This is a genomic window from Methylobacter sp. (assembly GCF_030680395.1).
Lineage (GTDB): Bacteria > Pseudomonadota > Gammaproteobacteria > Methylococcales > Methylomonadaceae > Methylobacter_A.
The window spans coordinates 140,539-162,445 of sequence record NZ_JAUXVR010000025.1; the positions used below are offsets into that span (position 1 = coordinate 140,539).

Annotated in this window: 21 protein-coding genes and 2 tRNA genes; 17 read left to right on the forward strand and 6 right to left on the reverse strand. The window is 45.8% G+C overall.

Annotated elements, in window-relative coordinates; genetic code table 11:
• Positions 1-27: 27 nt before the first annotated feature.
• Entirely contained in the window at positions 28-696 is a 669-nt protein-coding gene (locus tag Q8L79_RS10290; protein WP_305270688.1) for a Bax inhibitor-1/YccA family protein, read from the reverse strand.
• Between the two features lie 136 nt (positions 697-832).
• On the opposite strand from Q8L79_RS10290, the gene Q8L79_RS10295 reads away from it, so the two are divergent.
• Positions 833-1,228, forward strand: a complete 396-nt coding sequence (locus Q8L79_RS10295) for a group II truncated hemoglobin (protein WP_305270690.1) — start codon at positions 833-835, stop codon at positions 1,226-1,228.
• Positions 1,229-1,326: 98 nt separating this feature from the next.
• Complete coding sequence (locus Q8L79_RS10300) at positions 1,327-1,992, forward strand: M48 family metallopeptidase (RefSeq protein WP_305270692.1); 666 nt, start codon at positions 1,327-1,329, stop codon at positions 1,990-1,992.
• A 92-nt stretch (positions 1,993-2,084) separates the two neighbouring features.
• Here the strand turns inward: Q8L79_RS10300 and nhaD are convergent, their stop codons facing one another.
• The 5 genes from nhaD to Q8L79_RS10325 all read right to left on the reverse strand — a co-directional run bounded on the left by nhaD (position 2,085) and on the right by Q8L79_RS10325 (position 7,224).
• Positions 2,085-3,578, reverse strand: coding sequence for a sodium:proton antiporter NhaD (gene nhaD, locus Q8L79_RS10305; protein ID WP_370869928.1), 1,494 nt, complete (start codon positions 3,576-3,578; stop codon positions 2,085-2,087).
• A gap of 287 nt (positions 3,579-3,865) precedes the next feature.
• Positions 3,866-4,123, reverse strand: a complete 258-nt coding sequence (locus tag Q8L79_RS10310) for a hypothetical protein (protein ID WP_305270694.1) — start codon at positions 4,121-4,123, stop codon at positions 3,866-3,868.
• A gap of 48 nt (positions 4,124-4,171) precedes the next feature.
• Positions 4,172-5,980, reverse strand: coding sequence for a Na/Pi cotransporter family protein (locus Q8L79_RS10315; RefSeq protein WP_305270696.1), 1,809 nt, complete (start codon positions 5,978-5,980; stop codon positions 4,172-4,174).
• A gap of 56 nt (positions 5,981-6,036) precedes the next feature.
• Positions 6,037-6,861, reverse strand: a complete 825-nt coding sequence (locus Q8L79_RS10320; protein ID WP_305270698.1) for an MOSC domain-containing protein — start codon at positions 6,859-6,861, stop codon at positions 6,037-6,039.
• 12 nt (positions 6,862-6,873) lie between these two features.
• Positions 6,874-7,224: a hypothetical protein gene (locus Q8L79_RS10325; protein WP_305270700.1), complete on the reverse strand. Its 351-nt coding sequence runs from the start codon at positions 7,222-7,224 to the stop codon at positions 6,874-6,876.
• A gap of 325 nt (positions 7,225-7,549) precedes the next feature.
• Between Q8L79_RS10325 and Q8L79_RS10330 the strand changes: the two genes are divergently transcribed.
• The 15 genes from Q8L79_RS10330 to Q8L79_RS10400 all read left to right on the forward strand — a co-directional run bounded on the left by Q8L79_RS10330 (position 7,550) and on the right by Q8L79_RS10400 (position 21,898).
• Positions 7,550-8,743 carry an ABC transporter substrate-binding protein gene (locus tag Q8L79_RS10330; RefSeq protein ID WP_305270702.1) on the forward strand — a complete coding sequence of 398 codons (1,194 nt, stop codon included), beginning with the start codon at positions 7,550-7,552 and terminating at the stop codon, positions 8,741-8,743.
• On the forward strand, positions 8,743-9,705 hold the full coding sequence (locus tag Q8L79_RS10335) for a PQQ-dependent catabolism-associated beta-propeller protein (protein WP_305270811.1): 963 nt from the start codon (positions 8,743-8,745) through the stop codon (positions 9,703-9,705). Before Q8L79_RS10330 ends, Q8L79_RS10335 begins: the two co-directional genes overlap by 1 nt.
• Positions 9,702-10,442, forward strand: a complete 741-nt coding sequence (locus Q8L79_RS10340; protein WP_305270705.1) for an ABC transporter ATP-binding protein — start codon at positions 9,702-9,704, stop codon at positions 10,440-10,442. The genes Q8L79_RS10335 and Q8L79_RS10340 overlap by 4 nt, the downstream gene beginning before the upstream one ends.
• Positions 10,439-11,242, forward strand: coding sequence for an ABC transporter permease (locus tag Q8L79_RS10345; protein ID WP_305270707.1), 804 nt, complete (start codon positions 10,439-10,441; stop codon positions 11,240-11,242). Before Q8L79_RS10340 ends, Q8L79_RS10345 begins: the two co-directional genes overlap by 4 nt.
• Before the next feature lie 234 nt (positions 11,243-11,476).
• Positions 11,477-13,063 (forward strand): hypothetical protein, encoded by a 1,587-nt coding sequence (locus tag Q8L79_RS10350; protein WP_305270709.1) that lies wholly within the window; start codon positions 11,477-11,479, stop codon positions 13,061-13,063.
• Between the two features lie 252 nt (positions 13,064-13,315).
• On the forward strand, positions 13,316-13,801 hold the full coding sequence (locus Q8L79_RS10355) for a hypothetical protein (protein ID WP_305270711.1): 486 nt from the start codon (positions 13,316-13,318) through the stop codon (positions 13,799-13,801).
• A 49-nt stretch (positions 13,802-13,850) separates the two neighbouring features.
• Positions 13,851-13,925: transfer RNA gene (locus Q8L79_RS10360), tRNA-Gly, on the forward strand.
• A 53-nt stretch (positions 13,926-13,978) separates the two neighbouring features.
• A tRNA-Cys gene (locus Q8L79_RS10365) sits at positions 13,979-14,052 on the forward strand.
• 162 nt (positions 14,053-14,214) lie between these two features.
• A complete protein-coding gene (locus Q8L79_RS10370; protein WP_305270713.1) occupies positions 14,215-15,432 on the forward strand; it encodes an integrase arm-type DNA-binding domain-containing protein in 1,218 nt (405 codons plus the stop codon).
• A 116-nt stretch (positions 15,433-15,548) separates the two neighbouring features.
• Positions 15,549-16,409 carry a DUF6387 family protein gene (locus tag Q8L79_RS10375; protein ID WP_305270715.1) on the forward strand — a complete coding sequence of 287 codons (861 nt, stop codon included), beginning with the start codon at positions 15,549-15,551 and terminating at the stop codon, positions 16,407-16,409.
• Positions 16,410-16,536: 127 nt separating this feature from the next.
• Positions 16,537-16,794 (forward strand): AlpA family transcriptional regulator, encoded by a 258-nt coding sequence (locus Q8L79_RS10380; RefSeq protein ID WP_305270717.1) that lies wholly within the window; start codon positions 16,537-16,539, stop codon positions 16,792-16,794.
• 379 nt (positions 16,795-17,173) lie between these two features.
• Complete coding sequence (locus Q8L79_RS10385) at positions 17,174-17,662, forward strand: hypothetical protein (RefSeq protein WP_305270719.1); 489 nt, start codon at positions 17,174-17,176, stop codon at positions 17,660-17,662.
• A gap of 117 nt (positions 17,663-17,779) precedes the next feature.
• A complete protein-coding gene (locus Q8L79_RS10390; RefSeq protein WP_305270720.1) occupies positions 17,780-18,724 on the forward strand; it encodes a toprim domain-containing protein in 945 nt (314 codons plus the stop codon).
• Positions 18,708-20,684 carry a cell wall-binding protein gene (locus Q8L79_RS10395; RefSeq protein WP_305270722.1) on the forward strand — a complete coding sequence of 659 codons (1,977 nt, stop codon included), beginning with the start codon at positions 18,708-18,710 and terminating at the stop codon, positions 20,682-20,684. The genes Q8L79_RS10390 and Q8L79_RS10395 overlap by 17 nt, the downstream gene beginning before the upstream one ends.
• Positions 20,685-21,499: 815 nt before the next feature.
• Positions 21,500-21,898 carry a hypothetical protein gene (locus tag Q8L79_RS10400; RefSeq protein WP_305270723.1) on the forward strand — a complete coding sequence of 133 codons (399 nt, stop codon included), beginning with the start codon at positions 21,500-21,502 and terminating at the stop codon, positions 21,896-21,898.
• Positions 21,899-21,907 lie beyond the last annotated feature (9 nt).

Here is a 21,907-nt window from a genome sequence, read left to right on the forward strand (position 1 = left end):
TTATGTAGGACGCTTGTAAAAAATGATTTAGTCGTCGCCGCTGAATACGCCTAATAACTGCAACAAGCTCAGGAACAGGTTGTAGATAGACACGTATAAAGAAACAGTCGCCAAAATGTAGTTGGTTTCGCCGCCGTGAATTATTTCACTGGTTTGGAATAAGATCATGCCGGACATCAGCAGGATAAACATGGCCGACACCGCCAGCGATAAAGCCGGTATAGCGAAAAACATCGCGCCCAGACCCGCCAGGAATGCCACCAGTACGCCCACCATCAGGAAGCCGCCCATAAAGCTGAAATCTTTGCGCGTTGTTAAGGCATAGCCTGAAAGACCCAGGAATATAACGCCTGTGCCGCCTAATGCCGTCATGATCAGTTCGTGGCCATTACTGAAGGCCTTAATGTACATCGTTAAAATAGGGCCGAGAGTTAATCCCATAAAGCCGGTCAATGCAAAAACAAAAACCAGGCCCAAAGCGCTGTTGCTGAATTTGGTGGTTAAGAACAGCAGGCCGAAATAACCGATCAGGGTAATGATAGGGCTAAAATGCGGCAGATTCAGAGCCATTGCGGCGCCTGCTGTCATAGCGCTGAAAATCAATGTCATTGATAATAACAAATAGGTGTTTCTCAGTACTTTATTGGTTGCCAGAATATCGGCTTCCGGGCGTGAAATAGCGGTATTTAAGCTCATTTTATTTGAATTCCTTAAAATAAATGGTTAACAGAAAAGATAGACCTCTAAATCTTACAAGAGTTTGGCTGTCTTGGTAAGAATATTTAGTAGAATATCAGATTATTGAAAGAATGATTTTTTATAGCACTGGATTATGACAGAAAACATACAAACTACGCCTTATGAACTGGCAGGCGGAGAGGCGACAATACTCAGTCTGGTTGAACGGTTTTATTTTTTCATGGACACTTTGCCTGAAGCCGCCGGAATTCGAGCTATGCACGCGGCGAACTTGTCGGATGCGCGCACCAAGTTGTTTAAATTTTTGTCGGGCTGGCTGGGCGGTCCCGATCTGTTTATTCAGGAATACGGGCATCCAAGGTTGCGGCAGCGGCATTTTCCCTTTGCAATTGACGAGGTTGCAAGAGATCAGTGGATGTTATGCATGAATAAAGCCCTGAATGAAATAGCCATGGACGTAAATTTAAGGGAAAATTTACGCCAGGCATTGCAGCAGTTGGCAACCCATATGATTAATCAGGATGATTAAATTTTAGCAAAAATGTGTTGTCCCCAATAAAATCGAGAGCCGTCATTTCTAATCCAGCATTTTCCTACCAAATCCGGCGCAGTCAACGGGCCACGCAGATGCGAATTATCGTAACGCTCGGCAAAGTCGAAGTTGTCGCTCCACCCAGAGTCGCCGAACATAAAATCCATCAGTTTGTTCAGAGCAAGCAACAGTGGATAGTCCAAACATTGGCTAAAATTGAAGCCAAGAGCCTACATCATAAAAAATTGGCTCCGGCTGTTTACGGGCATGGCGCTGAAATTCCTTATCAGGGGGCATCGTATAAATTGGCAGTGTTACCCTCAAAATTAAAAAGAATAAAAATAGAGTTTAGCCGGGAATTTATAGTCCACATGCCTGAGGCATTGATGATTAAAGAGCACAGTGCCGAGATAAAAGAAGCGTTAATGCGCTGGATGAAAAAGGAATCGAAAAGTCAGGTAGAGCAGGTGGTAAAACAGCATGCGGAAAGAAAACAGCTGTTTCCCCAGACCATTAAAATCAAAACGCAAAAAAGCCGATGGGGCAGTTGCGGCATTCATAACGACATCAATATCAATTGGCTGCTGATCATAGCCCCTCCCGAAGTTCTGGAATACGTGGTGGTACATGAGCTTTGCCATATCAAGATCAGGAACCACTCTGCGCATTTTTGGGCTTTGGTCGCTGAACATTTGCCGGACTATCAAAGCCGAAGGCACTGGCTGAAAAAACATGGAAGCAGTTTGATGATGGGTTTGTAGCATCATCGGAGAGCCGCTATTGCTGCCTGGATAAACGATAAAAATCGTGATCACTCTATCCAGGCAATTGTATTCGCTATTTCAGGATAGGCTTAAAAATAGCGACCATTGATAAGAAAGTGGACAGCGATACTGCCGAAGTACCCCAGCGCAATGACCGGTGCCCATTTCAAATGGCTGGTGAAGGTGTAAATTCCTTTAGCCTGTCCCATCAAGCCCACTCCTGCTGCGGAACCGACCGCCAACATGCTGCCGCCCACACCGGTCGTCAATGTTACCAGCAACCACTGGCCCTGGGAAATATCTGGCGCCATCGTCAGCACAGACAGCATAATGGTGCCGTTATCCACGAGCGCCGAGGCAAAGCCCACCAGAACGTTGGCGATAGTAGGATCGATGCTGCCATATAGATGGTGGGATGCCACTTCCGTATAGCCAATGAAGCTCAAGCCTCCGACACCGACCATCACACCGTAAAAAAACAGCAAGGTGTCCCATTCCAGATTGGCGACTTTCTGGAAAATATCAAAAGGCAGCTCCTTCGCCAGTTGTTGATTGGTCTCTGCTTGCGGATTGTTCATGTATTTCATCGGCGCAAAATGATCGATTTTGATATCGGTCAAATCCACGGGTATCAATACGGGGTGGGAATCGCTGGTTTTTTGCAGGTAATAACTAAAAAACTTCAAATAGGTCAGTCCCATCATCATCCCGGCAGCGGGCGGCAGGCCCAGGAAGTTTTCGAAGCAAGCCGAGGTAATAATGGTCAATACGAACAGAAAGATGATTGTCCATCCGCCCCGCTTCATATCCTGTGCTTCCATGACCGCTGCGGGTCTTTCCTGCGGAATAAAGAAATGCATGATTGCTGCCGGAATGGCGAAGTTGACGATGGCTGGAATCAACAGCGAAAAGAAATCGGTAAAAGGCACTACGCCTTTTTGCCATACCAATAACGTGGTGATGTCGCCAAAGGGGCTGAATGAGCCGCCTGCATTGGAGGCTACCACAACATTAATGCAGGATAAGGCAACAAAACGCGGACAATCTTTGCCCATAGCCAGAATAACCGAACCCATCAGCAGTGCGGTAGTGAGATTGTTACAACCGGACGAAATAAAGAACGACTGGAAACCGGTAATCCAGAATAATTGCCGGTAGCTGAAGTTCTTGCTCAACAGCCAGACCCGCAGGCTGTCAAATACGCCTCGGTCTTCCATTGCATTCAAGTAAGTCATCGAGACCATGATGAACAAAAATAGTTCACCATAACTTTCAAGCGTAGCGCGAAACGCAACTCCGGCTTGTTCGCTCAACCCGGCCTTGGTATAAAAAACAGCAATAAATATCCAGATAAGACTTGCCGCAAACACCATAGGTTTTGATTTTTTTAACTCGGTCACTTCCTCGGTCATGGCAAGGATGTAGGCAACAGCAAAAACTATCAAAGCCAAATAGCCGGCCCAATGCTGAGTCAGATTCAACGGTTGCATTTGGCTGGCAGTCCCCGACTCTTCTGCGGCCATTGCGAGGGAAGGAAAAAGCAGGATAAGCAACAACGGATTATATTTTGAGCAAAGCGCCATTTTCAGCAACTTAAAAGGCCGGCCATGAAATACAGTAAAGTTGTTTATATCCGGCATGTTTATTTTGATGGGCAATAATGTAAGTATCAATAAGGTAAAAACGGATAAAAATACTTCAATCTGCATATGTAACTCACAAAAGTACAAAAGATTAGCGGGAAAGTGGAGATTCTAGACTAATTTAATCAGTATTATTATATTTGAAACAGCATCGGCCTGTGCTAATAAATGACCGGAGCGAGAAGTGAGCAGCCGTGGTAGAACGGGTGTTGGAAGTGCCAGGTGGGTTAGGTTTTTTTTCGTTCTTTAAGTTGTTGCAAAACTTCAATGCCTTTTTTACGCTGTATCCTGATAACTTCCAATTCAGTTTGATAATGTTTGCTTAAATCATCGTCGTCAATTTGGTGCAGGGCGAGGGTAATTTTTCTCTCTTTTTTCTTGAGTTTAAGCAGGATTTTTCTTAACTCCTCAATATGTTGCCTTTTTTTGTGTCTGTCGGTGTTAAAGAATGCCTGTAATTTATGGAGTAACTTTTCTATTTTCATGGCTGGTCCGACAGAGTAGGGGAGTAGTTAACAGGTGTATGGATAACTCTATTGCGTATCGACTGTTTGTACAACATCGTTAATTTCAGTGTCATTCAGGGTTAATTGTTGTTCAGCCCCGGGAGTACCGGTGTCGCCGTGTAAAAACAGTGTTTCGGCGGCTTTTAGCAGATTTTTTTTAATGCTGCGCATATAGGAGCTGTCATTAATCAAAGAAGAGCCGGTTTCTGGGGTTATTTTCTGTTCTCTAATCAGTGTCTCAATGGCACGATTCATTTGCATGTCGTCATTTCTAATAGTCGCTTTTAATGCATCTAACGATAATAACGGTAATTCGTTGCTTTCAATTTCACGTCTGAAATTTTCAATCTGCTTGATATGCAAGACTATTTGGTAGGCGATTTTGTTGTACTCATTTATGGTGGCTTGATTGTTTGATGTTCTGAAGCGAGTCCAGTTTTTTTGCAAGTGCTTGGTGTCTTTAATGGCTTCTACAGTGTGCTTATTAGCCTCGCGTAGCCAGGAAAGCTTCGAAGATTGGGTCATTTCCCAAGTAAAGTTGGCTTGGCTGATAAAAGCAATAATGGCGCTGTAAATGCCTTTTATTCTCTTCTCATAGCCGGCATCAATGTCGTATTCAATGGGATGATTATGTTGTTCTATGAGTTGCTTGAGTAAGTCGTTTTTTTGGAGATCAGGTTTACGCAGGCCAAAAGTGCGCAAAATAATATGGATAGCATTTTCATATAAATGAATGCTTTCCAGTCTGACCGATTCAACGACTGTTTCAGGGAAATCCATGGCGGAGGAATCCAAATATTTCGGTTTAAAAATAGCGGGGCGTTTTTCTATGAATATTCTTTCTAACAACATAACCTGTCGGTTGATAAACGGAAAAAATAGAATAATGCCTGCGAGATTGAACAGGCTATGAAATGTGGCCAGTTTCATAGCATTGTCCGAGACGGCAATACCCAAATTTGCGCTGATGACGTCGACAGCGATGCCGAATTGTTTAATAAACAGCAGTACAAAGATGCCGGTAAACAGGTTAATGAACAGATGTGAGCCCGCCAGGCGTTTGCCCTGAATGTTGGCGCCGAAAGAAGCAATGATCGCGGTGACGGTGGTGCCGATATTGGCGCCTATCACCAGCGCCAGCGCATTGTCATAAGTAATTTGATGCACGGAAACCGCGGTAATGGTTAATAGCATCGTAGCGTGGCTGGACTGCATGATAATGGTGGCGATGATTCCTACGGCAGTGTAGACCAGTAGTCCTTTGATGCCGGGCATGGCGTATTCGGCCAGATTTATAGTGTTTTCGAAAGCTTCAAAGCTTTCTTTCATGTAGTGTATGCCAAGGAGCAGAAAGCCCAGGCCGGTCAGGATATAGCCTATGCCTTTTAACTGTTTGCCGCTTTGAAATACGCATAAAACGCCAAAAACCAGCAGCGGCATGGCGTAGGTGGCAATATTAACTTTCAGCCCCAGCCCTGCGATGAGCCAGGCGCCGGTAGTCGTACCCAGATTGGAACCGAAAATAATGCCGATGCCGGCGACTAAATCAAGCAAACCCGCACTCAGAAATGAAATGGTGATGACTGAGACCAAGCCGCTGGACTGCATCAATGCAGCCGACACAAAACCAAAGCCGAAACTTTTCCAGGCAGTGTCTGTGGTCTTTTGTAGAATTCGCTCCAGCACGCCTCCGGTAAAGGCTTTAAATCCTTGTTCCAGAGATAACATACCGAACAGGAAAATCGAGACGCCTGCCGCGATGCCTTTAAATGCATCGCTTAGCCAAAAGCCGTAAGACAATAACGGGATGACAATCAGCAAAAGGACTTTATGCATGGTTATTGGAAGATTTATTTTAAATGAAGGACGATGGGACTGTTCGCCCAAACAGGCTAGATAGGCGGTTGTTTTACGCCTGTCAATTTGATATATACAGCATCGCCGACAGTCAATTGGCCGCATTGATCATGCAGGGCATTTTGTCCGAAATAGACTTTATTTTGCCATTTTCTGGTGCGATTGAGTGTAGTGAGCGGCTCTTTGCCGATTTGCGCGGTTTCAGGGTCGATGGTTGGGACGGAACACCGGGAGCAGGGTTTGGGGAGTCTGAAGTCTATAACGTCAATCCTGATTTCGCGCCAGCTGTCTTCTGCATAGGCGGGGCAACCGGAAATAACCAGATTGGGTCTGAAACGGGTCATTGGCAAATTCAGCTGCATTTCATGATTTAATGCAACCAGCGAGTTTTCTGAAATAATCAGGAAGGGAAAGCCGTCGGAAAATGCTACTTTATCGACAGGTTTGGCATAATCGGGATCAACCGGTCGAACGACTTCGTCGGGCTGGTAAACCAGTCGGCAATCCAGTTTTAAAAAATCGCTGAGCCATTGGTCGGCTTCCGTTGAAACGCTACGGGCGTCGCACTGGTCATGCCAGATGGTGCTGTTAATGATGTGGCCGTCAACAGGTTCAAGGGGAAGAGATAGGTTTTCCTTGCCCGGTGCGGACAAGATCAGATTTTTATCGGTCAGTGCGGTTTTAATTAAAGCCATTTTCGGCAATTTCCGCTGGCTGAGGAATTGCCGGTCATTGTCGATAATCATCCATTTTCTGTCGTGCTGAAAACCCTTTTCAGTGACAGGCCAGCTGTTTGCGCTAATTCCTGCTAATGATTTTACGGGATAGAGGTATATCCCACTTAATATGAAGTGTCTCATTGGCAAGGATTATTAGCCTAATAATGATTTTACAGCGCCGTCAAATATGTTGCTATGAGCTCCTTGTGCCTGAGACGGGTTGCTTTGAATGTTAGCGATAAGCTGACTAAGCGCTTGTTGAGCTTGGTCTTTATTTTCTATTGAGGCGGCTTGGTCACTGCTTTTTACCGGTGAAGATGTAGATAGCTTTAATGATGTATCGGAAAGCTTTACTGTTTCCTTGGAAACTTGCAGGCTGTCGCTCTGATCGTTATCCGACCTGGTTTCTATGGACGGCTCGTTGTTTTCCACGCTTTTCGGTCTCTGGGATGATGCCGGAGTAATGAGTGTGCCTTGTCGTGATTGTATTGTACTGGCGTCCATTTTTATGTCCTTTTAGATTGGTTGAAGGCCGTAAAGAAACGGCGGGGAATGTGTCCTGATTTTAAAATTCAACCTTGGAATCAGGATTGTTTTTATTGATGCTGAGCTCTTTGTTGATCGAAGTCAATACCCTATTTACAGTTGAGCTGTTTAGCCTAATAAAACAAGGCTAAACAGACTGTTGTTACAGGAGGATGTGGGAACATTAGCGTAAATTATTTTATGATTACACTCGCCGGTTTTAGCGAGCTTCATCGAAAAACAAAACAAAGTTAATGAATCCGTTAAAATTAGCGTCTGTGCATTTTATTATTGTTAGGAAACGATGCGGTCAATTAACTTGTCTCTCCGAATAACTATTAGATTTTTATTTATTATTCATTTGCTTAGTGTGAGTGTTGTCTATGCCGAAGCTAAACAGACGATCAATATTGCTTACTTAACGCAAGACCGGAAAGTCCCTCCGCCGTTGTCTAACCTGGATGCTTTTATTAAAGATAAGGGGGTTCTGGGCGTGCAATTGGCGGTTGATGACAATAATACGACCGGCCAGTTTACCGGGCAGCAGTTTGTGCTGAAAAAATTTATCGTGCCGCTGGACGGCAATGTTGTCGATACGTTTAATAAAGGTATTGGCGATCAATATTCGTATGTTGTCGTTAACTTGCCTGCCGAACAAATAAAAAGCGTTGCTGATTTACCGGCTGCAAAAAATAAGCTGCTGTTTGACGTGGCAACGGTTGATGATGCGCTACGCAATGAGCAATGCCGCAATAACGTTTTGCATCTTTTGCCTAACAGGGCAATGCGTGCCGATGCGTTGGCTCAGTATATGATGAAAAAACGCTGGAATAAGTGGTTTTTAGTCATAGGTGTTACAGAGGAAGATCGTTTATTTGCCGATGCTCTCAGGCGGTCGGCTAAACGTTTCGGCATGAAAATAGTCGAGGAAAAAAACTGGGAACACACCTACGATGCGCGGCGTACGGCGCAATCGGATGTGGCGGTATTTACCCAGGTGGATGATTATGATGTGCTGGTCGTTGCCGATGAGCAAGGCCAGTTTGGTGAATATCTTGAATACAGAACCTGGAATGCAAGGCCGGTGATTGGTACTCAGGGATTAGTTGCTGTGGCATGGCATCGAACTCATGAACAATGGGGGGCGGTGCAGATTCAAAATCGTTTCAAGGAGCAAGCAGGGCGTTGGATGGAAGAGCAGGATTATGCCGCCTATCTGGCGGTTAGGGCTATCGGCGAAGCAGCTACCCGTACCAAATCTAATGATATAAATCGGCTTAAGGATTATATGTTGAGCGATGCGTTTGCCTTGCAGGGTTATAAAGGCAATCCTTTGTCTTTTCGATCCTGGGACGGGCAGTTGCGGCAGCCGGTTTTGCTGGCAGCGCCCAGATCATCGGTTGCGGTCGCGCCGATTGAAGGTTTTTTGCATCCTAAAACCGAACTTGATACCTTGGGTTACGATCAACCTGAATCGACCTGTAAATGGAGTAAATGATGAAAAAGAATGTATTGGGACTGTTTACGGCGGTTGTGCTGGCCGGAGCCGTGCAAGCCGAAACTGTGTTTGTTACGCTTGAAAAAGATAATGCGCTGGCGGTTGTCGACCCGATCGCCGGCAAGTTAATCAAAACGGTGGAAATCGGTCAGCGCCCCCGAGGCATCGCCATCAGTCCCGACAATAAGTTTTTGTATGTGGCAGTCAGCGATGATAACACCATTAAAATTATCGATACCGAGACACTCAAGGAAACGGGAAAGTTGCCGTCCGGCGAAGACCCGGAGACCTTTGCATTAAATCCTGCGGGTGACCGGCTTTATGTCTCAAATGAAGATGACAGTCTGGTCACCGTCATTGATATTAAGCATAAAAAAGCGGTCAAACAGATTAAGGTGGGCGTGGAGCCTGAGGGCATTATCGTGAGCCCTGATAATCTATGGGTGGCCAGTGCTTCCGAAACGACCAATATGGTGCATTGGATCGATACCAAAACCAACGCTATCGTAGAAAACACGCTGGTTGATCCGCGTCCCCGCGCTCTGGGTTTTACTGCCGATAGCCAGCAGCTGTGGGTCACCTCGGAAATGGCCGGCACCTTGATGATTCTGGACGTTAAAACCAAGCAGATCGTCAAAACTATCAAGTTTGATGTGCAAGGCGTTACTGCCGATAAAATCCAGCCGGTAGGCGTGGTTATCGACAAAGACAGAAAGCGCGGCTATGTGGCATTGGGGCCCGCAAACCGTGTCGCAGTGATTAATGCCCAGACCTTTGAAGTGGAAAAATATTTGCTGGTGGGTCAGAGGGTTTGGAATCTGGCGTTTTCGCCTGATCAAAAAAGGCTTTATACCACTAACGGCACCAGTAACGATATTTCGCTAATTGACCTTGAAACTCAAACAGTCACTAAATCGATTGGCGTGGGCACTTATCCGTGGGGAGTTGCAGTAAAACCATGAACTCGTCCATAGCATTGTCCGTCGAAGATCTGAGTTTTTCCTATGGCGGAAAAAAAGCACTGACCCAAGTTAATTTCAAGATTCGGCCGGGCGAATGCACGGTTTTGTTAGGCCCTAACGGTGCAGGTAAAAGTACTTTATTCTCCTTGATTACGCGGTTGTATGACACGCGCGACGGGCGTATCGAGCTGTGCGGTTTTGATATTAAGCGACAAACGCTGTTGGCGCTGGCAAAACTGGGCGTAGTTTTTCAGCAAACCACCTTGGATATGGATTTGTCAGTGCTGCAAAATCTGCGCTATCACACGTCTTTACATGGCATGGGCCGAAAACAGGCTATGCAAAGGATTCAGCAGGAGCTGGAGCGTTTAAATATGTATGACCGGCGTTTTGAGAAGGTACGACAGTTAAATGGCGGACACAGACGGCGCGTAGAGATTGCCCGAGCGTTATTGCATAAGCCGTCGGTGCTGTTGCTGGATGAGCCCACTGTCGGTTTGGATGTGCCCAGTCGGCTTTCCATCGTCGAATATGTGCATCGCCTAGCCGTCGAAGAAAAATTGGCGGTTTTATGGGCGAGTCATTTAATTGACGAAATTTATTCGGACGATCATTTAATCGTGCTCCATAAAGGACAGGTCAAAGCCAACGGAACGGTTGATGACGTTCTTAAAATAAACAATGCCTTAACAATTAAAGACGTTTTTTATACGTTGACGCAAGGAGAGCAGGCATGAATGTGGTTCATTATTGGCGCGCCATGTGGGGCATCATCTGGCGTGAACTATGGCGTTTTGTAACTCAGCGCGAACGGTTTATTTCCGCATTGGTCAGGCCTTTAGTCTGGCTGTTTGTTTTTGCGGCCGGATTTAGAGCTGCATTAGGTCTTGCGATCACGCCGCCTTACGAAACCTATATTCTTTACGAGGTTTATATTACCCCCGGCCTGATCGGCATGATTCAGTTATTTAATGGCATGCAGAGTTCATTATCAATGGTTTACGACCGGGAAATGGGCAGTATGCGCATATTGATGGTTTGCCCCTTGCCGCGCTGGTTTTTATTGCTCAGTAAATTACTGGCCGGTACCGGAGTATCGGTTTTGCAAGTCTATGTGTTTTTGGCGATTGCGTGGTTTTATGACATCCAGGCGCCGTGGCAGGGTTATTTATGGGTGCTGCCGGCTCTGTTATTGTCAGGATTAATGCTGGGTGCTCTGGGCTTATTGTTGTCGTCCTTTATCAAACAACTGGAAAATTTTGCCGGTGTGATGAACTTTGTGATTTTCCCTATGTTTTTTATGTCCACCGCACTGTATCCTTTATGGAAAATCAAAGAGTCCAGTGCGCTGCTTTATAATCTGGCGCAATATAATCCATTTTCCCAAGCCGTTGAGTTGATCCGCTTTGCCTTGTACGGTCAGCTTAACAGCCAGGCGCTTATTTATACGTTTGTCGCCTTTATCGTATTCATGACAGCGGCAATCATTGGCTATAATCCATCAAAAGGGATGATGATGAGAAAAGGCGGGGCTTGATAGCTTAAGCAATAGATAGTGATATTGATGGGTAAGACAATCGCAAGTTTTTATTAGACAAAGCTTCCGCTCCTCGGCAACTGCTCCTGCGTGGCTCTACCTCCTGCATCCATGCAGTCGTGCTCGCGCCCCTTACCTACATAATCCGCAGGGATGTGGTGAATGCGGATATTGCAGGAGCAAATATCTGTCCCTGTAGGCAACGTAAAGCATTAAAATAAATTCGGTGAATATGTGAAGAACTCTTTTTTTCTGGTTATTCCAACGCAACAAAATAATCCCCAACGCCTTAAAGAATTTGAAGCAAAGGCGCTACAACATTGGGTGGCTGAATTGCCTACGGCTAATCCTGGGTTAGCCACGCGCCTGCTTCACGATTTCCTTATAGATTTCAATGCTGTTGAAATGAATGTCCAGTTAAGGCTGGATGCGCTGGAGCTTTTAAGCCCAAGTGTTTATGTCATTGAAGATTATCTTCGATCCAGACTAATTAAAGCGGGTTTCCCAAAAGAGGAGAATGACAAGAAAATTTTAACTGTACTGATCTCAATTGAAAAAGAGTTCACTATCGGCTATTGGATAGTGCTTAAGGAGTTAACCAAACGTGATGTCGGTTGGTTTCAAGGGAAGAATGCGGCATTAGCGATCCAGCGCTGTATTAAAGGGCTGGGCAGTATTATTGTCAGTCATTTTATTATGGGGATGCCGATTCCTGACTGGGTCTGGATAGATCTGCATTCACTTTACAACCTGAGTGTGACAATAAAAAACAGCACCACCAAAGTCGCCAACAATATAAGCCAGTCCAGTAAAGCCAGTAGTCCTGAAGAGTGCTATCGACGGATTCTGTTGCTCAGTCTTGCTGATCCGACCGGCTTAATGCAAAAGGAACTTTTGCTTGTTTATAGCTTTATAGAAACGATAGGTTCTTTGGTAGATCTAAAAAGGGAGCCGGTTAATGGTCAGCCAATACAGTGCATTGTGTTAACAGACGAAGATAAAGCGCCGCATTACCAATTTGAAGCTAGCGCTAAAAACGATTCAGCGATGTTGTATCTGGACTTTACCAAATTGTTCAAAGCGCTTAAGCAGAAAGAAAAGTTGATTAATGCTGTAGAGGCTAGATTTAGTTCGATGCATGTATTGAAAAACGATATCGGAAAACCTTCGGCGGAGTTACTCGACTATCTTGAACAAAGATGGTTGGGAGTTGATTTGCAAGGCGTGCCCTTTTTTAGCGATAGAACGGATCGATATATTGCCGTAGGTTTGGAGTCAACCCATGAGCTGCAAAATGCGATGGAATCCGTCGGCGAAAAAGATCTGGAGTTTCTGGTTCAATCGGCGTCTGACAGATTATTGTCCGGTGTTTTTAAGAAAACAGGTGTTCTGTCGGTAGGAAGCTTGGTTAGTTTTAGAAAAACAGACAGTCCTGAACATAAGCGTTCATTAGGGATTGTCAACAAGGTTATTGTCGATAAGCAAAGCGGCAGAATAAACTTTGGTATGCAGCTATTGGCGCATCAATCCATTGCCGTCACCTATGTTCAAGTGGATGAGGCGGGGAAAGATAGCCCGCAAAAAGGCCTGTTTTATAGCGCGAAAGAATTGGAGGATGAAAAAAACTACATCATTACCGATAGTTTTATGTTGAAAGATAGCGATATTATTCGGATGTTTATGAATAACGAAGACTTTCCTGTTGTATTGAGTAACAGGAAAAATGTCGGGCTGGGTTACTGGCAGTTTGAATGTCGACGGGTAGCGGAAAAGAGTAAGCCTATATCGGTACAGGCTAAAAAAGGTTACGATTTCATTTAAATAAGGCATGCTGTTGAAATATAATGTTATATGTATATAGCACTTGAAAAGTTTTTTTATCGTGGTAAGTTGACATGTCAAGTTGATTATTGGTGTTGAATTATCGGCTTTTAAAAGTGGATAGTTAAATAAAGCTCAGGATACTAACTCGTCGTTAGATTGTTTATGTATATGAGTTATCGAGGCAATCAGGTAATATGCTTCGAGCAAGAACCTGAAAATAATAAAAAATTACAATTGTGAGGATACGAAATGAGTAATGAAGAAAACGCTAAAAAAACGGTAGATGCAGCAAAAGAAACGGCTGGCAAGCTGTTTTCATCAATGATGAGCTTAAAAGAAAAAAATCCAAAAGTATTTTTTGGTGTTATAGGGGGAATAGTTTTACTGTTTATTGTCATGATGATGAGTGGCGGTGATTCAGGCGTTGTTTCCGGTCCTTCGGCCAAAAATCTTGTTGCCGGGCAGAGATATGTTTTGAAAAATCCCAATACTTACGAAATTGAATCCCCTATTCAATTGCTTGCAGTGCCTGGAGCTATAGCGGCATTTGATGATAGTGAAGATGTAGAAAAAGGCAAGGTTGAATCTTGCAGACGTATAGCGCAGGGAACGCCAATAACTATCGTAGACTTCCAGGATTTTGCAGGAAAGAAAAATGCATTTGTTAAAGTTCAGGTTGAAGATGGTGAGTGTAAAGGTAGCTCTGGTTGGGTTTTGGCAATTGACGTTCAATAAAGGTTGACAAGATTTAAAAAGAGCTTATAATGACCAAATAAATTGAAGCGCGGGAATAGCTCAGTGGTAGAGCACAACCTTGCCAAGGTTGGGGTCGCGAGTTCGAATCTCGTTTCCCGCTCCAATTAATTTTAAAAAAAGCCGCGAACTATCGCGGCTTTTTTATTTCACTTTTAGGGCTGCGTAGCAAAATGGTTATGCAGTGGCCTGCAAAGCCATCTACGGCGGTTCGATTCCGCCCGCAGCCTCCATTAGTGGATTCAAACAGACTCAAAGAAGTACATAAACCTGCAAGTCATAAGGCTTAGCGGGTTTTTTATTGTCCAACGAAGTGCAATAGGGTGTATTGACACTCATCTATTCGCGGGGGTATAAACGGGGGTATATCCAAATTTCCCGGAGTCGATACCCCCATGCCGCTATCAGATACCACCATAAAGAACACCAAACCCAATCCAGATAAGGCTTACAAGCTACCCGATGAAAAGGGTATGTATTTGCTGGTTAATACTAACGGTTCAAAATATTTCAGGCTCAAGTATCGTTTTGGGGGTAAAGAAAAAGTTTTAGCGCTTGGCGTTTATCCCGATACCAGCTTAAAACAGGCCAGAGAAAAGCGAGACGAAGCCAGAAAGCAACTGGCTGATGGTATCGACCCCAGCGAGAACAGAAAAGCGGTCAAATCATCAAAGGCAGAAAGTGCGGCAAACAGTTTTGAAATAATTGCCAGAGAGTGGGGTGCAAGAAAAGTTGATACCTGGTCGGATAAAAATAACCGTTCCAAGCGGATGCTTGAAAGAAATATATTCCCCTGGCTGGGCAGCAAGCCTATCACTGACATTTTGCCTAAGGATATTCTGGAATGCTTAAGACGCGTTGAAGATCGGGGAACTATCGAGACGGCGCACCGAACCCTTCAGATATGCGGGCAGGTTTACCGTTATGCGGTCGCAACGGGCCGGGCAGAGCGGGACATAACCCCGGATTTACGCGGATCATTGCCGCCGGCCAAAGGTGAGCACTTCGCAGCCATTACCGAGCCGAAACAAGTAGCGGAACTATTAAGAGCAATCGACAGTTATCAAGGCTCATTGCCTGCCGTTTGCGCGTTAAAGCTTGCGCCATTGGTATTTGTTCGCCCTGGCGAGTTAAGGGCGGCTGAATGGCAGCATATAGACCTTGACGCTAAAGAATGGCGTTATTACGTATCTAAAACATCCGTTCAACACATCGTCCCGCTATCGACCCAAGCCGTGGCAATATTGGAAGAGTTGCACCCATTTTCTGGGCATGGGCGCTTTATTTTCCCGTCCGAGCGCACCCCGCGCGGTGACAGGTGCATGAGCGACAATACCCTTAACGCCGCATTAAAACGATTGGGTTACGGTAAGGACGTAATGACCGCACACGGCTTTAGAGCAATGGCGCGTACTATTCTTGATGAAGTGCTTGGGGTAAGGCCAGACTTTATCGAGCATCAACTCGCCCACGCCGTTAAAGACCCGAACGGCAGAGCCTACAATAGAACAGCGCACCTGCCGGAACGTCACAAGATGATGCAGCGATGGTCTGATTATCTGGACGGCTTGAAGAATGGCGCGCAAGTGATAGCATTTAAGAAGATCGGGTGAAAACACCTGATATAATCCAAATTAACCGGATAGTTCGACGGAACAACAAGCGGGACTCGTCCCCCGCTTCCGGTTATTCCATTAAGGACGGCTTGCACTTTGACGAGGTGTTATTTGTGACTAGAGAGCTTGATACAAGCTGGTTTAATTTAAAAAATTACGAAGCATTGAAAACCATGTCTGTTGCCGATTGGGTATGGCAAATTGAAATACGGCATTATTCTTACCTGGCCGCTCATCATAACCCGGTACACCTTAGAGATGATGAGGAAAATAAGCGCCTGTTATTGATGGCAACCGAATTAAAAGCCGGTATCACTATTCCAGATAATCAAGAATATCCCTATGACAGACACCATCATAGAGCCGATTCAGTAATAAAAGGCCAGCCGTTTTATACCACGTCAATTAACAGTCTTGCATCTGCTGACCTATGGCGACTTACCAAAAACAAAGACCTTCTCCCTGTATGGGATGCTTGCCAATATGCGCATGACACCGTTTATGAACATGACACCAATAGTGATTGCTTAAAAACAGCATTTACGCCGATTGATTTTCATATTAAGAAAAATCAGCATCCTTATATTTATCCTTTAGCGCACTTGGTAGCTGATTTATCTGCAACTGATGAGCAGATTAAAAATGATTTTGCCAAATGGCTAACACATTATCGACAGGAAATAGGCTACCAAAGTCCCAAAAAGTTATTCACCCAGAAAGATTTTGATCATTGGGTTAAGCATGGCGTTATTCCATACCTTGATTTATTTATTATATCCAAAATAGAAGATAAGAAGATCACCCAAAATAAAATGGCCCAATTAATCTTCCCTAATGATTTTGAAATAGAAATTGCTGGCCGATTGCGTCAGGTAACAAAGCCGACTGCAACATGGTTAATCGAAAATGAGATACACAACGCGCTATCAACTCAATTAACTTACGAAGAAGTAACCGGGATGAAAAAAGCCTAAAATCATCCTGATACCAAAAAACGCCTAAACCATCTTGAAGTGAATAATTAAAAAGTCCGCCTCTTCAAAAAGCAGAATATATGCCTACAATGCAGAACCTTATTAATCAATCAATGAGGTACTGTAAATGTCAACCAATGCCGCAAACGCCCAACGAAAACCCCGCAATAAAAAAACATACATTGCTACGGCACTTCCCGAAGAAGGCTACATAAGGCTTCCAAGTGTGCTTGCTGTGCTTGGGATTTCAAAAACGAGTTTTCTCGATGGTATAAGGGAAGATAAATATCCAGCCGGAAAACTACTATCGCCGCGCTGTCGCGTTTGGAATGTTGTAGAAATTCGTGCATTGCTGGCTTCGATTGAGCAAAAGGCGGCAGTATGAACGAGCCATTGACCAAGCCAACCCGGATAAATCGCCGCAGGAAGAAACGCAGGAAAATTACCAATTTATTAAAATCAGGTTTGACAGATTGTTATCGAGTAGCTAATCTGTTCTTGCTTTCGCAAAAAACGAAAGTCGGGACTTTCTCAATCCCGCGCAAAGGCCAAGACATTAGGCCACTTAACAAAGTGGTTTTTTTGTGCCCACCAAAAAGACAGGCGGCATTATACCGTGTGTTATCTGTTATGGCGGGCTGTATAGGGCGGCCCCTTAAAAGGTCGGCCGGTTCCTTTGCCGGTGTTGAGAACCCGATACAGTCTGCCACCCAATACATCTCAATATTGCGTGGCGGTTATTCCATCTTCAAAGGAGCCGCAGCATGAACATTTCACAAAACAATTCTGCTCAAAATTCAGAGCAAATCCAGCCTAACACCAGCGCAATAAAATTCACACATGCAGCAAGTGGAGCGATCGATTTTAATTCAGGCGCTACCGTTTTTAGCGACCTGCTTATGATCGGCGCTTTTGCATCAACAAAAACCAGCAAATACAACAGTGAAGCCTTATGGTATGAATACGCCACCGATATTGCAGGTTTAAAAAGCTTGGAATTAAAGAGTGGTGAAGTCATACGCACAATAGCCGATACCATCAGCTCCCTGGGCATGATGTTGGCATATGTTGATCGAGGGGAAGTAGGTGATAAACACCTGAGCAATCACTCCTGGTTGGTAGCTGGACTTGGTGAGCTTTTATCGCAACTGGTCATGGAGAATCAAGAGATAGTGCACTCGTTGCTGGTGTTCAGTAAGCAAGCTAACGTTATCCCCGTTAGCCTAGCTGAACAACCAAAAAGCAAAGCATAAAAAACCCCGACTTTAATAATTAAAGCCGGGGTTTTGTGCAGTCCGTTTGCCACCAATCGCAGGGTTATTCTAACTCATGGCGGAGCGGATTGCATACCCGGCAAGGAAGATATTCAAATGAGTTTTCAATCGATTGAAGACGCTTGCCGCATTGCTTGTGAAAGCATTGGCGTAGATTTTAAAAGCGTTCCCGCTGATGGCCGCTTTCATGTGGCCGACCTGACCGACGATCACCGGGGCAAAAACGATGGCCGAATAAAAATTTTCTCGGATCGTCAAGGCGGTATCGTGTGGAATCACAAGAGCAACGAACAGCAAACGTTCTTCGTTAACAATAACCGTGAATCACGCGAAGCCATCCCGCCTGTCGAACGTGAGCGCATACAGCGCGAACAGCAACGCCGCCAAGTGGAGCAGCAAGCACGACAAGACAAGGCGGCGCGTAGGGCTCGGGCAATCTGGCAGGAAGCTAAACCCGCGCCTGAAGATCATCCCTACCTCATCCGTAAGCAGATTAAGCCGCACTGTGCGCGTGTTGGTACCTGGAAGCGTACCGTTCAAGATGACCAAGGCAAGCATCACCTGCTCATTATCGAAAACGCGCTACTTTTGCCTATGTTTGACCAAACCGGCGCAATCAGAAGCCTACAAGCTATATTCCCAGAAAAGCACCCAATCCTTAACCGAGACAAGGACTTTATGCCTGGAGGTGCTATTGCCGGGTTGTTTGGATGGATCGGGATAAAAACTGACCTGGTGCTGATTGCCGAAGGTTTCGCCACGGCGGCAACGTTGTACGACGAATGCGGTTATCGCGTCTATTTTGCTTTCACCGCTAACAACTTAATGGCGGTCGGAAACATTGTTCGTGAAAAACGGCCCAATGCAGGAATCGTTTTTTGTGCCGACAACGACACCCAAACGCCCGGCAATCCCGGACTGACCAAAGCCACCGAAGCGGCGATAGCCGTGCGTGGTTCGCTTGCAGCGCCGACGATTCATGGCGATTTTAACGATTACTTCATTTTCTTAAAGGGGTTGGATCATGACACAGAAAACTAACCGCCCCATTTTAGAGGTGGTTAATTCAGCCAAGAAACCAACCGGCAAGAAGCCCGGCAATACGGGCGGAAGTGGGGGTAATGGCGCGAGCAAGGAGCAACGCTTTGGTGACTACATCATCAAGAATGGCGCTTTTTACCAAACTAAAGCGGTTAAGGCTGGTCCGGATAGTAGCGCAACCGTTGAGTTTCCGTTATGTGACTTCACCTGCCGGATCGTGGAAGAGATTACTTCTGATGATGGGTTGGCTGATGCCACTTTTTTGCGTATTGAAGGGCGCCGGATTAACGGGGTGCCGTTGCCGTTGGTGGATGTTCCGGCGAAAAACTTTTATTCGTCACAAGGCAACTGGGCAAATGACCATTGGGGTACTTTGCCGTTTATCTATCCTGGAGCCGCCAAAAAGGATAACTTGCGGGCATGTATTCACTTGTATTCACAATTGAATGGTGATGTTCCACGCCGTACCGTGTTCAAGTTTACCGGCTGGAAAAAGATTAATGACCAATGGCATTACCTGACCGGATCGGGCGCTATTACGGCTGATAGTTTGATCGGCGGCGTTGAGGTTGATTTAGGCGCTGGACACATGAGCCGCTATCAATTGCCGGAGCCATTAACCGGTGAGCCGCTCAAACAAGCCGTATCTGATGCCCTGGCTTTACTGGATGTTTGTCCCAATAAGCCGCATATCGGCGTGTCCTTGTTTGCAGCGGTAGCCCGTGCGCCGCTGGGCGAATGCCAACCGACAGACTTTGCCGTTTGGTTGCATGGCCTGACCGGTTCGAGAAAGTCGGCTATTGCCGCTATTGCCCTGGCGTTTTTCGGCAACTTCACCGCCCGCAGCTTCCCGAGTAATTGGTCTGATTCTGTCAATGATTGCGAGACCAAGAGCCACCAGGCCAAAGATGCGGTGTTTGTCGTGGATGACTTTAAGCCGAGTGTCAGTCAAGCCGAGGCCAGTAAGTTGCACGCAATGGCCGAGCGCTTGGTTAGAAACACCGGCAATCAAGCCGGACGAGGTAGGCGCGACTCCAACATGCAAGCCAAGTCAGCGCCTTATAACCGGTCGCTGATGCTGATAACGGCTGAGGATTTGCCGCGCGGTCAATCGTTGCTGGGTCGTTTGTTGATTCTGGAATTGGCCGGTACCGATGTCGATAACAATACCTTGACCCGGTTGCAGCAGGCCGCAGCGGGCGGAAACTTTACCGGCTTGATGTCGGCTTACTTGCAATGGTTAGCGCCGCGTCTGGATCAATTGAAAAAGGACTTCCCCAAAAATGTAGAGGTCTGCCGCGATGCGGCTATTCGTGATGGTCTGGCCTCTTCCCACCCTCGCGCGCCTGAAATCTATGCCAACTTGGTAGCGGGTGCGGAAACCTTTCTTGAGTTTTTAGAAAGCGCCGGCGCTGTTAGCAGTGAGCAAAGCAACGTGCTGTTATCGTTGATAGAGACGGGATTACAGCAGGCATTCGGCGAGCAAGGCGCTTATCAGGCTGACCAAGATGAATCAGAACGCTTCCTGCAATTGTTACGGGCGGCGCTTAGTTCAGGCAATGCCCATATTGCCTGTCGTCTGAAGCTAGGGCCACCGGAAACGAGGCCTTACGCCTGGGGTTGGCGGGATGCGGGCACCGATATGGTCGGTGATAAGAACTTCAACCCGATGGGCGACTGTATCGGCTATTACGCCGCCCCTAAAGATAATACTCACGCCGAAGTCTGGTTACAGCAGGACACCGCCTTTAAGATCGTTCAGCAGTTTGCCCGAAGCCAAGGCGATGCTTTCTTGTTGAGTCCTGCCAGTCTATGGCGGCGAATGCATGAGAAAGGTTTGATAGTGCATACAGAGCCCGACGCAATGCGTAACAAGCCGCGTCTCGCGGTGAAAAGGACGGTTGCCGGTCAAAGTAAGCGCGTGATGATTCTGGCCGCCGACCTAATCGAATCGGGTTAACCGGTCATAACGGCTTATCTATTAGATTCCCCGCACCCCATGATCTTACACCACCGGGTTGTTATGGGTCGCATATTGCTCGACTCACAGCTTGGGCTGGTTGTCTGATTAAAAAATAGATAGGGGGTTATATATATTTTGTGGGGAATGTGGGGAGATATAGCTATAAGCCTTATACAGCATGGTTTTCAAGCTCCCCGCGTATGTTTTATTCGTGTGGAGATTCCCCGCAAAAAGTGGGGAGCATTAAACATAAGCCAAAGAGAAAAACAGAGCGCCGGGTGATTGAAAGTGCACAGAAAATGCCATTTTGTGGGGATATTGAGGGGTGTTTGTGGGGAAAAATCCCACGTTTTAAAAGGTTGCGGGGAGCCTGAAAGCCACGCCGCGCATGGGCTTAAGGCATATCTCCCCGCATTCCCCACGTTTTCCAGACATGAGGGGGGTATATGTTTTTATCGACTACCCAAAACTGGGGAGTGAAAGGTACGATTTTGAACCATTCCTTTCAAGTCGGAAAATCCCGACTTCATAATCAGCTCGCCCAAACGGGCGAGCAAAAGGTACTTCCAGCGGCGTTGCCTGTCGCGGGTGATTCGAACCGCACATTTTTTGAGTTTTTGTGTCTCTATAGGTCTCGACTACCGGCTATGGGTATTCTCATAATCCATTGATTATTAATGTATATTTATGATTATTGGCCTTATGACTGGAGACTTTGGTAGCCAGTGCTAAACAACTGCCCGCTACTATATGGCGTAATTTACCGGGGCGTGGGGGAATGAGATATTGATAAGTTTATATAGGATTTTAAAGTGAAATCACAGAATGATTTAATTCGAGTAAAAACATTGCTTTGCTCAGGAATGCCATTACCACCCGATTTAGCGGCTTGGATCGTTAACGGTATTAACGCGTTTCAAAGTGGCGACTGTAAAACCCTTTGCGGTGCTTTAGGCTTGCGCGGTCAACGTGGACAATCATCTGTCGCCACTCGCGAAAAACTACAAATCCGGAATGACTGTATTACTTCAATTGCAAAAATGTATGACGGCAGTGAATGGGATCAGGCTAGATCAGTGGCCGAATGCCTCAAAAAATGGCCGTACATATCGGCCGAGGAAAAACCGCTTTATGGTTACTTACATTCATTGGGCGTAAATATTCCAACCACCAAGAATATGATCCATAAGATATTGACTCAAATAAATTAATTAAGTCGT